12 protein-coding genes are annotated in these 14,113 nt (G+C 38.8%); 11 read left to right on the forward strand and 1 reads right to left on the reverse strand.

The genetic code is table 11. The annotated features are described in order from the left end of the window. The first annotated feature begins 34 nt into the window (after positions 1-34). Genes rlmKL through AN392_RS05410 form a run of 4 tightly spaced genes read left to right on the forward strand, consistent with a single transcriptional unit; the run spans position 35 to position 6,064 of the window. A complete protein-coding gene (gene rlmKL, locus AN392_RS05395; RefSeq protein WP_055012084.1) occupies positions 35-2,152 on the forward strand; it encodes a bifunctional 23S rRNA (guanine(2069)-N(7))-methyltransferase RlmK/23S rRNA (guanine(2445)-N(2))-methyltransferase RlmL in 2,118 nt (705 codons plus the stop codon). Next, positions 2,145-2,384: a glutaredoxin family protein gene (locus AN392_RS05400; RefSeq protein ID WP_008112065.1), complete on the forward strand. Its 240-nt coding sequence runs from the start codon at positions 2,145-2,147 to the stop codon at positions 2,382-2,384. Before rlmKL ends, AN392_RS05400 begins: the two co-directional genes overlap by 8 nt. Before the next feature lie 15 nt (positions 2,385-2,399). Continuing rightward, entirely contained in the window at positions 2,400-4,313 is a 1,914-nt protein-coding gene (locus AN392_RS05405) for an ABC transporter ATP-binding protein (RefSeq protein ID WP_010390143.1), read from the forward strand. Between the two features lie 11 nt (positions 4,314-4,324). Further along, a complete protein-coding gene (locus tag AN392_RS05410) occupies positions 4,325-6,064 on the forward strand; it encodes a DUF3466 family protein (RefSeq protein WP_055012085.1) in 1,740 nt (579 codons plus the stop codon). Positions 6,065-6,156: 92 nt separating this feature from the next. Here the strand turns inward: AN392_RS05410 and AN392_RS05415 are convergent, their stop codons facing one another. Further along, positions 6,157-6,663 carry a DUF2062 domain-containing protein gene (locus AN392_RS05415; RefSeq protein ID WP_010390140.1) on the reverse strand — a complete coding sequence of 169 codons (507 nt, stop codon included), beginning with the start codon at positions 6,661-6,663 and terminating at the stop codon, positions 6,157-6,159. Between AN392_RS05415 and AN392_RS05420 the strand changes: the two genes are divergently transcribed. Genes AN392_RS05420 through tcdA form a run of 7 tightly spaced genes read left to right on the forward strand, consistent with a single transcriptional unit; the run spans position 6,643 to position 14,104 of the window. After that, positions 6,643-8,910: a DNA internalization-related competence protein ComEC/Rec2 gene (locus AN392_RS05420; protein ID WP_055012086.1), complete on the forward strand. Its 2,268-nt coding sequence runs from the start codon at positions 6,643-6,645 to the stop codon at positions 8,908-8,910. The two genes, AN392_RS05415 and AN392_RS05420, sit on opposite strands and share 21 nt — an antisense overlap. 60 nt (positions 8,911-8,970) lie before the next feature. Further along, the gene (gene msbA / locus AN392_RS05425) at positions 8,971-10,716 is read left to right on the forward strand and encodes a lipid A export permease/ATP-binding protein MsbA (protein WP_055012087.1); all 1,746 of its coding nucleotides are present in this window, start codon (positions 8,971-8,973) and stop codon (positions 10,714-10,716) included. Continuing rightward, positions 10,713-11,693: a tetraacyldisaccharide 4'-kinase gene (gene lpxK, locus AN392_RS05430; RefSeq protein ID WP_010390134.1), complete on the forward strand. Its 981-nt coding sequence runs from the start codon at positions 10,713-10,715 to the stop codon at positions 11,691-11,693. Before msbA ends, lpxK begins: the two co-directional genes overlap by 4 nt. Continuing rightward, complete coding sequence (locus AN392_RS05435) at positions 11,683-11,880, forward strand: Trm112 family protein (RefSeq protein WP_010390133.1); 198 nt, start codon at positions 11,683-11,685, stop codon at positions 11,878-11,880. Before lpxK ends, AN392_RS05435 begins: the two co-directional genes overlap by 11 nt. Then, on the forward strand, positions 11,868-12,629 hold the full coding sequence (gene kdsB, locus AN392_RS05440; RefSeq protein ID WP_010390132.1) for a 3-deoxy-manno-octulosonate cytidylyltransferase: 762 nt from the start codon (positions 11,868-11,870) through the stop codon (positions 12,627-12,629). Before AN392_RS05435 ends, kdsB begins: the two co-directional genes overlap by 13 nt. After that, positions 12,626-13,306, forward strand: a complete 681-nt coding sequence (locus AN392_RS05445; protein ID WP_055012088.1) for a TIGR01621 family pseudouridine synthase — start codon at positions 12,626-12,628, stop codon at positions 13,304-13,306. Before kdsB ends, AN392_RS05445 begins: the two co-directional genes overlap by 4 nt. Beyond that, a complete protein-coding gene (gene tcdA / locus AN392_RS05450) occupies positions 13,307-14,104 on the forward strand; it encodes a tRNA cyclic N6-threonylcarbamoyladenosine(37) synthase TcdA (RefSeq protein WP_010390130.1) in 798 nt (265 codons plus the stop codon). Positions 14,105-14,113 lie beyond the last annotated feature (9 nt).

The raw sequence follows: 14,113 nt of genomic DNA on the forward strand, positions 1-14,113 counted from the left end.
AATCCCGCGCAATTAGCTATTAAGGGTTTTTACTTTGCAATTTATCGCACTTACTTCTATCGGAATCGAAAATTTATTGGTTGATGAACTTACAGAACTTGGCGCTACGGTGTCAAAGCAAACTGTGGGTTCTGTTCGCTTTGAGGCTGACTCATTGCTAGCGCAAAAAGTGTGTTTATCTACACGCTTTGCTACGCGTGTACTTATGCTTATTGAAGAAAAAGAAGGCGTAAATGACAAAGACAGCTTGTACAAATTTGCACGCTTACAACCTTGGCAAGAATGGTTTGGCCCAACACAAACTTTTGCTGTTGATTTTAATGGCACAAACGATTCACTTAAAAATACCCAGTTTTCTGGTTTAGTAATTAAAGATGCGATTGTTGATTACTTTAACGATTTATTTGAACAGCGACCAAATGTAGATAAGCAAGATGCCAATGTGCGAGTGGTTGCACGTTTAAATCGTCATGGCGTTTCACTTTATATTGATTACTCAGGGCCGCGTTTATCAGAGCGTGGTTACCGTCAAGGTCAAGGCAAAGCACCCATAAAAGAGCATTTAGCTGCGGCAATAATAAAACGTAGTGGCTGGCTCGAAAATGTCAATCAACCACTATTCGATCCATGTTGTGGTGCCGGCACTATTTTAATAGAAGCGGCTGGAATGGCACGTAATGAAGCGCCTGGATTATTCCGTGAAGGATTCGCGTTTGAGCGTTTACCCAGCTTTAGAGTGGCAAAATTCAAAGAACTTAAAGAGCAGCTTACAGCGAATATCACCGACCCTAAATTATGGCTAATTGGCCATGATTACGATGCACAAGTACTTGATAAAGCGATTGCTAATGCGCAGCGTGCTGAGCTTGATACGGTGATTAAATTTAAGCAAAGCGATGCGACAAAACTGACGAGCGTTGCAAAATTGCCGGGTGTTGTTATTTCTAACTTACCTTATGGTGAGCGTATTGGTTCTATGGCTGAACTTGTAAACTTGCATCGTAGCTTAGGTGTTGGTTTTAAAAAGCACTTTAATCATTGGAAACTCGCTCTACTGGGCATGGATGAAAGCCTGTTTAAATTACTTAAATTAGTGAAGCAAAAACGCTATAAATTTAAAAATGGCCCCCTTGATGTTGAATTAAACCTGTATCAGCTTGATGACAAGCAAGTCAGCCTTACCTCTGATGACAAACCCGCTTTAAACTTCGAAGGCTCGATGGCATTTGCTAATCGCCTGAAAAAGAACAAGCAAGGCTTAAAAAATTGGCTTAAGCAAAATCAAGTCCATGCGTATCGTGTTTACGATGCAGATATTCCTGAATACAACGTTGCGGTTGATATTTATGGTGATTCAGCGGTTATTTTTGAATACGCAGCACCGAAAGAGATTGATGAAAAAACCTCTGAGAAGCGTTTACAAGATGTTATTAGCTTGACAGCACAACAACTTGATATTGCACCTGAAAACATTGCTGTAAAAGTACGTAAAAAGCAAAAAGGTGAAGAGCAATATACACCAATGGCTAAGCAAAATAGAACCATGGTAGTAGAAGAGTTTGGTGCTAAGTTTAAAGTTAATTTATTTGACTACTTAGACACGGGGCTATTTTTAGATCATCGCCTTGCACGTCGTTACATTCAAGAAAACGCAAAAGATAAGCGCTTTTTGAACCTGTTTGCATACACAGGAACCGCCTCAGTTCATGCAGCCATTGGTGGCGCAAAAGCGATTACTACCGTTGATTTATCTAAAACCTACTTAAAGTGGGGTCAAGATAACTTTGCGCTTAACGATATTAGCAATACACGTTATCGTTTTGAGCAAGCAGATTGTTTAAAATGGCTAGAGTATGCACAAGGGCAGTATGACCTGATCTTTTTAGATCCGCCTACTTTTTCAAATTCTAAACGAATGAAAGACGCGTTTGATGTGCAAAACGACCACATTAAGCTGTTAACTTGGGTTAAAAAAATATTGAGCCCATCGGGTACGCTAATATTCTCTAATAATAAACGCGGTTTTGTAATGGATGAAGTTGGCTTGATGGGGTTAGGGTTAAAAGCAGAAAATATTTCTGAAAAAACCTTATCTCCTGACTTTAAACGAAATAAAAAAATTCATAATAGCTGGTTAATTAAACATGGCTAAGTGGATTTTATATCACACCGACGGCTGCCACTTGTGCGAGCAAGCAGAGCAGCTGTTAAAACCGTTACTTTCATCAACCGATGAATTACAACTTATTGATATTATGAGCGATGACGCATTAATTTTAGAGTATCAAATAAGCATTCCGGTTTTAAAAAATCAACAAGGCCAACAATTATTTTGGCCTTTTACTGCACCTCAGGCGCAGCAGTTTTTAGCGCAAGCAGAATAAGAGTAAAGATTAACTATGGATTTAATTAGAATTTCAAAAGCACAATTAGCTTACGGTACACACCCATTACTTGATAATGCAGATGCAGTAATCGAAAGTGGCGAACGTGTGTGTATTGTAGGTCGCAATGGTGCAGGTAAATCAACGCTTTTAAAAGTACTCGACGGTCAAGTAATACTTGATGATGGCGAAATAAACCAAGTTGGTAGTTTAAAAATATCGCGTTTAGAGCAAGATCCACCTAAAGGGGCAAGTGGCACTGTATTTGATTACGTTGCCCAAGGTATGCCCGAAATTGCTAACTTACTTATTGATTTTCATCATGTAAGCACACAATTGCAAACAGATTGCACTGATCAACTATTAAATAAATTAGAGCGTTTATCTAATAAATTAGAGGCGGCAGATGGCTGGCGTTTTGATAGCCGAATTCAGCTTGTACTTACTCAATTAGAGCTAACTCCTGATGCGAAACTTGAGTCGCTTTCTGGTGGTTGGTTACGTAAAGTTGCATTAGCGCGTGCTTTAGTGAGTGAGCCTGATTTATTACTGCTCGATGAGCCTACTAACCACTTGGATATGACAAGTGTAATGTGGTTAGAGCAATTCCTAAAAGAATTTAAAGGCGGTATTGTATTTATATCGCATGACCGTGCATTTATTCGAGCTGTTGCTACACGTATTTTAGATTTAGATCGCGGTAAACTAATTTCTTATCCTGGTGATTATGCAACTTACTTAGAACAAAAAGCGCATGATTTAAAAGTAGAAGAAACACAAAATGCATTGTTTGATAAACGCTTAGCGGAAGAAGAAGCATGGATCCGCCAAGGTGTTAAAGCCCGTCGAACCCGTAATGAAGGCCGTGTTCGTGAGCTGAAACAATTACGTAATGAACGTAAACAACGTGTGGAACAAGTTGGTAAAACTGATTTCAATATCGAAACAGCTGATCGTTCAGGTAAACTAGTATTTGAAGCTAAACACTTAAATCATGCATTTAAAGACAAAGTGATAGCTGATGATTTCTCTACCTTAGTGATGCGTGGCGATCGTATTGGTTTGGTGGGGCCTAATGGTATTGGTAAAACAACGCTATTAAAATTATTGTTTGGTGATTTAAAAGCAGACAGTGGTGAAATAAAGCAAGGTGTTAACTTAGAGTTTGCATATTTCGATCAGTACCGTGAGAAGCTTGATGAAGAAGCGACCGTTCAAGATAACGTTGCTGAAGGTAAGCAAGAAGTGATGATGGGCGGACGCTCACGTCACGTGTTAGGCTATTTACAAGACTTTTTATTTCCGCCAGCACGTGCTCGTACACCGGTAAAAGCACTTTCAGGTGGTGAGAAAAACAGGTTGTTATTAGCCAAGTTATTTTTGAAACCTTCAAATATATTAGTGCTCGATGAGCCTACCAATGACTTAGATATAGAAACATTAGAGCTACTTGAAGATATTATTAATCAATATCAAGGTACTGTGCTTATAGTAAGTCACGACCGAGAGTTTATTGATAATACCTGTTCGAGTGTTTGGGCATTTGAAGGTAACGGCAAAGTTACTGATATAGTTGGTGGCTACAGTGATTATGAAGCTTATACCAACTATTTGGCGGAGCAGCACAAAGAGTTGCAAAAGCAGCCAGTCAAAAAAGTTGAAAAAACAGAGCCAACGCCAGTTAAAAGCAATAACAAAGCAAATAAACTCTCTTACAAATTAAAACTTGAACTAGAGCAACTACCTAATAAAATGGAGCAACTTGAAGCTGAACTTGAAAAACAACAAGAACGAGTAAGTCATGAAGATTTTTTCAAGCAAGACAGTGATATAACAGCCAAGGAATTGAACCATTTAGCCCAACTTGAGTCTGACCTTGAAGCCGCTTTTGAGCGTTGGGAAGAACTTGAAGAATTAAAGAATCAGTAGTAAGGAATAAAATGAAATATAAATTACTCGCGGCCAGTGTTTTAGCCACACTGAGTACATCAGCATTAAGTGCAACGTACCAGTTAACCGAATTAGGTGACTTTGAAGCTGCCAAACATACTTATGTTACTGATGTGAGTGAAAACGGCCATATTATAGGTCAAGCTAACGGATTGTTTAACCTACCTATTGATATTAGTTATATCGACTTTACAGATAATATAATAAAGAGCGCATACGACACCGAAGTTAAAAGGTTTGAAAACATTGATAAAGAAATAACCTTTACCCTCGATGATATAGAAAATAATGATGCTGTTTACACTAATGCTGACGCACATACTTTTATGGTTGGCTTTCTATCTAGTCGGTCTGAAGATTTTGAATATCAAAAAATCAGTTCGCTTATTGCTACAAGCTATAATAACGGTTTAATAACTGAGCAGTCTCTTTTCGATGAATCTTCACTTGATTATGATGGGCTAACTCGATCAGTAAGTAACTTTTATACAGGTGTAGCGCAAGACGGTACTACGGTTGGTTGGGGAAGTGCAGCATTTGATAAAGTGAGCTTTACACCAGATGGCGAAACTGATGAAGAAACGTGGTTTACTCGTGAGTTTTTAGAGCGCGGAATTTTAATCTCTGCTGGTGGTGTTGAAGTGCCGCTTTTACCAGAATTTACTGAACACGGTGGGACTAGTAAAGCATCTGATATTGTTGCCACTGACACTGGTTACATTGTTGTTGGTAATGTATCGGTCAGTATTCCTGCTGAGAGACAAACCACAATTACAGACAATTGTGATGGCCTTGATGAGCCAGTTATGGCTTGTATCGAGTTAATTAATTCTCGAAATACGCGAGGTGTGTTTAATAAAACAGCGGTTAAATGGACTCTAGACAGCACTTATAATGTGACTTCAACAGAGTTGCTAGGTTTAGCGCTTACTCCGGAAGAAGATGAAGACAGAACTCCATTTAATAGTATTGCATTAGCTGTGAATAATAATGGTATTGCTGTAGGGTCTTCAGATACCCGAGATATTGACAACGATAATAGAATCTACAGTATGCCAACTTATTTTAAAGACGGTGAGGTAGTTGACTTTATAAACCAGCAAGATGATTGGGAAGGAGGTAAAGCATTTGCAATCAATGATAATGACATTATTGCAGGTTATGCTACTAAACGCATTGAAGGCTCTTTAAGAAACAAACTCTTTTACCACGATATAAATACAAACACGACGGTGTTTCCTGAAGATTATTTTATTAGCTCAAGCTCATATGCAAATGATATTAATAATCAAGGTTATATTGTAGGCGAAGGTGATGTTGGTGATACAGCGAGTACAAGGCGTTCAGAAGCGTTTATTTATAAAATTGGTGATGACAAAATCACTAATCTAAATAATCTACTACCATGTTTTGACAGTGATGGTGAAACTAGCTTTAGTTATAAAATGGTAGAGGCGAAATCAATCAACGAAAATAATGAAGTATTTGGTGTGGCAACTAAAACGGTTGAAAAATTAGACTCACTAGGTGAGGTCATAACCGACATAAATGGTAACATTCAATATGAAAGTGTTGCTGTTGCAGTAAAACTTTCACCGATTGCTAATGGTGAAGTTGAAAATTGTAAAGCCCCAGATGCAGAGTTTTATGAACGTAGCTCAGCCAGCTTCTCATGGTTTGGTTTATTACTGCTACCTTTAGTTGGATTAAGACGCGTTTTTCGTTTCTAAGTACTACTATTCGTTTATAAAAAAACCAACTTGTTAAGTTGGTTTTTTTTTGTCTATAGTAATATTAACAGAAGTACTTGATGAAGTAGTCGCTAGTTATTTCTAGATATCCAAGCTTTTCTTACTGAGCGACGCCAAATTAAATCAATACCAAAATAGCCAATAACACTGGCAATAGATGCGCACACAAGCGAACCCACTAAAAAAGCAGGGCCAATGGTAGTAAGGCTTTCTATAAACCACGCCCAACTAGCCTCAAACGCAAAATGCTGCTCAGGTTGATTTAGTACTAATGTACCAACCAAGTATGAGCCGTAAAAAATAGGTGGCATTGTAAGTGGGTTGGTGATCCACACCAAAGCAACAGAAATAGGCAAATTAACTCTTAAGATTATGGCTGCGGCAGCTGCTAGCACCATTTGAAAAGGAACAGGGATGAATGCAAAAAAAAGTCCAACGGCAAAGGCACCGCGTGCTGAGCGTCGATTTAAATGCCAAAGGTTAGCATCATGTAAAAGACGACCAAATATCCTTAGTGATTTGTGATGTCTAATTTTATTTGGATCAGGTAAAAACCGTTGGATCGTTTTTTTAGCCATTTAAAGCAACCATTTACGTCTGTGTGGATGAGTCTTGGGTTTGTTATCGGTGTCGTTATTACCGTATTTTATTATCAAACCCTTGAGTTTACAGTTATCACAATTTCAATCCTTATTGTGAGCACGTATTTTAAGCCGTTTTTAACTGTATTGTTAGGCTTTATTTGCGGTATTTGCTGTGTAGCCGCACATTTTATCTTGTTTTATTCATTTGAGTTACCTGAACAGCACAAAAAATATGCTTATTCTGTCGGTGTGGTGGTCGAAGAGGTTATCTCTGCTACGCCTCCCCAATATATAAAAGTTAAAATAACCCATTTAGAAGATAGTGAATATAGTCACTTTAGGGCACCTTATGCCTTATTAAGTATCAATTTTGCACAACCAATTAAATCTGGTGATACTTTTAATGCCCAAGTGAGACTGAATAATTATAGAACTATTAAAAATTTTACTGTTTTTGATAATCAGCTTTATGCTTTTACACAAAAGATAGCCTTTAAAGGTACAGTGCTCAATAAGCAGCTTAATATTAAAAGCTCTCAAAAAAATAATACCGTGTCAGCTTATAGAGCCTATGTAAAAAAGCTGGTAAATAATGCTGAGCTTAAATGGCTATATTATACACTTTTAACCGGCGATAAGTCATTGATGACATTCGAGCAAAAGCGGTTAATGCAGAGTCTTGGGTTAAGTCACTTATTAGCCATTTCTGGGTTGCATATCTCTTTAGTGTTTGGTTTTTGTTATTTTGTTACACGTTTTTGTCTTAAGTTGGTTAAACCTGAACTAAATCAAGGCATAAATGTTTCTATTGTTTATAGCGCTGTCGGCTTTGTAGTGGCATTCATATATGTTTACTTGAGTGATTTTATCATCTCCGCAACTCGCGCTTTAATTATGCTGGGTTGTTATTTGTTGCTTTATTACTTGGCAAAGCAATCATTGAGATGGCGCAGTATTTTATATGCGTTGGTTATTATTTTAGCGGTTAATCCATTTAGTGTACTAAATCCAGGTCTTTACTTTTCGTTTTTAGCGGTATGTATTATTTTTATGGTTTTAAAGCAGTTTCCACTTCGGGGTCACTCACTACTGGCCAATATGCGAACATTATTTATTATTCAACTGGGATTATTTATTGGCTTATTACCCCTGTCATTATACTTTTTCAATGGCGTGAGTTTAGTGGGTTTAGTTTTAAATCTTGTGGCTATTCCCATTTTATCTTTTGTATTAATGCCTGCTTTATTTTTAAGCGTGTTGCTGGGGTTATTAACCGATTGGCATGCATTTATTGTGTTATATGATTTTCCACTGACCAACTTGTATCAAATGTTGCAGGCAATACCTCAGCAGATACGTTGGCTTAATGTAGGACAGGTAAGTATAACCACCGTGGTGCTGCTTTATAGTGTTGTACCCTTACTTTATTTTATTGAGCTTCGCTTACTAGCCTGCATTCCGATTTTGACTTTGCTTTTTAACTATTACTTTACGCAAACCAGCCTTTGGCAGTTAAACGTATTTGATGTAGGCCACGGTTTAATGGTACTGATAGAAAAAGATAAACATGCGTTTATTTATGATTTTGGCCCGAGTTATTTTAATCGCTTTAGTCGTGTCACTAGTGTTTTACTACCCTATATTAATGCTCATAACCTAACAGTAACTAACTCGATTGTAAGCCATCAAGATAACGACCATGCAGGAGGCGTTGCGCACTTTAAAAAAGCCGGTTATGCATGGAGCTTGGATTATTTTCATCCAAGTGGTGTATATAAAGACTGCATAGCGACAAAAATAGACTTTCAAGGCTTGAGTATTCAAACCTTTTCAAAAGATGAGTTTAATAACCGTAATGATAATTCCTGTGTTGTTAAAGTCTCAAGTGCAAACCATAGTGTGCTTCTCACTGGTGATATATCAAAGGCGAGGGAGTCTAAATTAATTAAACAAGGGCATGATTTACAAAGTACCGTTTTGTTAAGTCCTCATCACGGCAGTGATAGCTCTTCCAGTGTCGAGTTTATCGAGGCCGTAAACCCAACACTTGTGATTCATTCAATTGCGTATCAAGGCCAGTGGCAATTTCCAAGTAAAGCGGTAGTTAAGCGTTACAATAAAATAAACGCCAAACAATATAGCACCGGTGATGTAGGACAAATTCGGGTTGATTTTTATGCTAAACACTTAGAGCTGACTACCGCAAGAGGGGCGGAAAGTTATTGGTTTATCAAAGATTGACGTTTTGTTTTGCTGTTGCTAAGGATACAATAGGGGCTGTTACTGGTTTTAGAGAGTGTTATGGAACAAAGTACTACACAAATATATAAACGGCTTGTTTCTTACGTTGGCGCTTATAAGTCGATTGCCATCGTCGCGATTATAGGAATGATAGGTTATTCAGGTATGGATGCATTATTCATTCAACTGATGAAGCCGTTTATCGATGAAGGTTTAAACGAGCGTAACAGCCAGGTACTTACTTATGCGCCATTTGTGGTTATTGCGCTGGTTATCGGGCGTGGCGTATTTAACTTTATGTCATCTTACTGTTTAAGCTATGTAGGCTCACAAGTCGTGAGGGCGCTGCGCCAAGAATTGTTTGAACACATTTTACATTTACCGGTGTCCTTTCACGATAAAAACTCAACCGGCGATTTGATTTCTAAAATTACCTTTGACACCGAGCAAGTTCAACAAGCAATCACCAAAGCACTGCTTATTGTTGTGCGTGAAGGCGCTTTTGTGGTGTTTTTACTCGCTGTGATGTTTTATACCAGTTGGCAGTTGTCGTTAATCTTTTTAGTTATTATCCCGCTTGTGGCTATCATAGTAGCTGTGGTGTCTAAACGCTTTCGTCATATCTCGAAAAATATTCAGTCAGCGATGGGACAAGTTACCCGTAGTTCAGAGCAAATGCTCAGTGGTCACAAAGTGATCCATGGCTTTGGTGGGCAAACACAAGAAATTGATCAATTTTCTAAAATTAATAATCATAACCGCCAACAACGTATCAAGATGGATGCGACTAAAGCGCTAAGTGTCTCTATTATTCAAATTTTGGCTGCCAGTGCTATGGCTGTTATTTTATGGGTTGTGTCGATGCCCTCTATGATAGACAGCATTAGCTCTGGGGATTTTGTCGTACTCATCTCATCGATGATGATGCTACTGCGCCCATTAAAGCAACTTGCCAATGTAAACAGTGACTTACAGCGAGGTATTTCAGCTGCTCAGAGTGTTTTTTTAGTGTTAGATGAAGAAATTGAAAAAGACACGGGTACCTTTTCGGTTGATAAGGTAAAAGGGCATATTGAGGTGAAAAATGTGACCTTTAAATACCCAACCAAGGATGAAGCCGTGCTTAACGATTTATCACTGAACATAAAAGCCGGTGAGAGTATTGCCCTTGTTGGCCGCTCTGGCTCGGGTAAATCGACTATTTCTAACTTGTTACCCCGATATTATGACTTAGAAGCGCCAAGCGAAATTTTACTCGATGGCATTGCTCTTAATGAATATAAGCTTACTGATCTTCGCCGTCAATTTGCGTTAGTGTCGCAACAAGTGGTGCTATTTAATGACACGATTGCCAATAATATTTGTTATGGTTTACAACGCGAAATCTCTATTGAAGAGCTTCATGACGTTGCAAAACAAGCCCATGTGTGGGAGTTTATAAAAGACTTGCCTGAGCAACTTAACACTATGGTTGGCGAGAATGGGGTAATGCTTTCAGGCGGGCAACGTCAACGTATTGCGATTGCCCGTGCTATTTTAAAAGACGCGCCTATTTTAATTTTAGATGAAGCGACCTCGGCCTTGGATACTGAGTCTGAAAAGCTTATCCAACATGCTCTTGATACATTAATGAAAGATAAAACCTCCATTGTTATCGCTCATAGGCTATCGACTATTGAAAATAGTGACCGTATCTATGTGATTGATAACGGTAAAGTGATAGAAAGTGGTACGCATACTGAATTACTGACTAACGATGGTACCTACTCAGCTCTTTGTAAAATGCAGTTTGGTGAGCAGGGGTGAGTAAAATAGAGCAAAGCTGGTACAAACCTTTTAGCTTAATTACCTTATTGTTATTACCACTGTCCGCTATTTTTGGCTGTGTTGCTCTAGTGCGCAAATACTGCTACGAAGTGGGTGTTTTTAAGCCATTTGTTAGTAATACTCCAGTAATTGTTGTTGGCAATATAAGTGTTGGCGGCAATGGTAAGACTCCATTTGTATTGTGGCTACATGATTACTTAACCGCTCAAGGCTTATCTGTTGGTTTAATTAGTCGCGGCTATGGTGGGCAAGCAGCCCATTACCCATTATTAGTAACTGCCAATACGACGACTTTAGAAGCAGGGGATGAGCCGGTACTTTTATTTAACCGTTTACAATGTCCGTTAGTTGTGGGGCCAAATAGACAGCAGAATATAGAAATGCTCAATCATCAGTTTCAGCTTGATGTAATTATTTCTGATGATGGCATGCAACACTACAAAATGGCACGCAGTATTGAATGTTGTATTGTTGATAGCGAAAGAAAATTTGGTAATGGTTTTTTAATGCCAGCAGGACCACTTCGCGAAACGGTTTCTCGTTTAAACAGTGTTGATTTAGTCATTGAAAATGGTTCTGAACATGAATTTAGCTATCGCTTGCAGCCATCAATTATTAAACGTGTTGCTGATAATACTGAGATAACAACGGCTATAGAAACAGCGCATGCTGTAAGTGCAATCGGTAACCCTCAGCGCTTTGAAGCATCATTAAAAGCACAAGGTATAGCGTTGTTATCAACACATCATTTTCGCGACCATTATGCTTATACCGCCAATGACTTTGCTCAATTTGGTGAGGACTGTGTATTAATGACAGAAAAAGATGCGGTTAAGTGTCGTGACTTTGCCAAGCCAAATTGGTATTACTTGCCGGTTGACGCTCAACCAACTGCAGCAGTAATAAACACATTAAATTTATTATTAAAAGAAAAAGGGATCCACCATGGCCTTTGATACAAAATTACTCGAAATTATTGCTTGCCCTGTGTGTAAAGGTAAGTTGCGCTTTGATAAAGAAAACCAAGAGCTGATCAGCACAGCAGCAAAACTAGCTTACCCGGTACGTGATGATATTCCGGTACTACTTGAAAATGAAGCCCGTGAATTGACCCTTGAAGAGGTAGAAAAGTGGAATTCGTAGTTGTTATCCCTGCGCGTTACGCTTCTACTCGTTTGCCAGGTAAACCACTCGCTGATATTTGTGGCAAACCAATGATACAGCATGTGTATGAAAAAGCCTGTTTGTCAGGAGCCAGCAAGGTGGTTATTGCTACTGACCATCAAAGAGTATTTGATGCTGCTAAACGTTTTACTAGTAATGTTTTGATGACGCGTGAAGATCACCAATCAGGCACAGAGCGCTTAGCCGAAGTAGTGGATTTACTTAATTTAGCCGATGACACTATCGTGGTAAATGTACAAGGTGATGAACCTTTGCTGTCGCCTGATAACGTATCACAAGTGGCAACATTATTAGCGCAATCAAGGGCACCAATGGCAACCTTAAGCGTTGCTATTGAAGAGCGTGATGAAGTGTTTAATCCTAATGCGGTTAAAGTTGTCAGTGATATCAATAAAAATGCTTTGTACTTTTCAAGAGCGAGTATCCCATTTGATAGAAGCGCCATGATGGCTGAGCAGCAACCACTTAATTTAGCGCCTTTTCAACGTCATGTGGGTATTTACGCGTATCGCGCAGGGTTTATAAAGCAATATATTGAATTAAGTGTTTCGCCATTAGAACTTCTTGAGTCGTTAGAGCAGTTACGTGTGCTATACCATGGTTATGCAATTAAAATAGAACAAGCTTTAGTGACCCCTCATGCAGGAGTAGATACACCAGAGGATTTAGCTAAAGTGGTTGCCCATATTCAAAGTAAAAGCGCGTGAATAAACCACAAACGCTTATATTAAAAGTGCAATATACGCATGATGATTTTTACATCATAAATAAACCGCATGGGCTTAATTTTCATTCTGAAGAAGGCCCCGGTTTTGTGGTACTAGCTGAGCAACAGTTAAACGAAAAATTATTTGCGGTACACCGTTTAGATAAAGTCACCTCTGGATTGATTATACTCGCGCGAAGCAAAGCGGCAGCAGCAGAATTTACGCAATTATTTACTCAGCATGCGATTAATAAGTTTTATCTAGCGGTTAGTGATACCAAGCCTAAAAAAAAGCAAGGCTGGGTTAAAGGTGATATGGCTAAGTCTCGCCGTGGCACATATAAATTATTAAACACACAGAGTAACCCCGCTATTACACGTTTTTATTCGTTTAGCTTTAAAAGCGGTTTTAGAGCTTACCTATTAAAACCCTATTCGGGAAAAACCCATCAGCTTAGGGTGGCATTAAAGAGTATAGGTGCCGCTATATTAGGCGATGCTAGTTATTCTGGGAGTGCCGCTGATCGCACCTATTTGCATGCATTTGCGTTGGACTTTGAGTGGGCTGGGGAACAAATACAACACACTCTGTTGCCAGAGTGTGGAGTGGAATATGCGCAATTAATAAAACATCAAGATTTTGATTCTTGGCAAACGCCTTGGAAATTGGATTGGTAAATGAGTGAACAAGTAACTGATATCCGCTTTGGTGGTATTAAACGACTATATGGTCAACAGCAATTTGAATGGTTACAACAGGCACATTTCTGTGTTGTTGGTATAGGTGGCGTAGGCAGCTGGACTGCAGAAGCATTAGCGCGCACCGGCGTGGGCAAAATTACTCTAATAGATTTAGATGATATATGCGCAACCAATGTTAATCGTCAAATTCATGCGTTAACAGGCACTATTGGGGAAGCAAAAGTGGATGCCATGAAGGCACGCTGCGAGCTTATCAACCCTGAGTGTATAGTTAATGTTATTGACGATTTTATAACACTAGAAAATATTCAACAGCATATTCAAGGTTTTGATTATGTTATTGACTGCATTGATGCGGTAAAAGAAAAAGCGGCGTTAATCGCGCACTGTAAGCGTAATAAAATGCCTATAATTACCACGGGCGGTGCAGGTGGGCAAACTGATCCAAGTCAAATTACATTTGGAGATGTGGCAAAAACGACTCAAGATCCATTGCTTGCAAAGGTGCGCTATATTTTGCGTAAGCAGTATAATTTCAGCTCTAATCCAAAACGTAAATTTAATATTGACTGTGTGTATTCAACAGAGCAACTTGTTTATCCTGGCAGTGATGGCAGTGTGTGCCATGCGAAACAAAATGCAGATGGCAGTATGAATATGGATTGTAATAATGGCTTTGGTTCGGTGACGATGATCACCGGTAGTTTTGGTTTTTTTGTTGCCGCTAAAGCAGTAAGAAAATATTTAGATAAGCGTACACGCTTGAACATTTAATTACAGATT

This window comes from Pseudoalteromonas sp. P1-16-1b (assembly GCF_001401785.1).
In the GTDB taxonomy this organism is placed as follows: Bacteria; Pseudomonadota; Gammaproteobacteria; order Enterobacterales; family Alteromonadaceae; genus Pseudoalteromonas; species Pseudoalteromonas undina.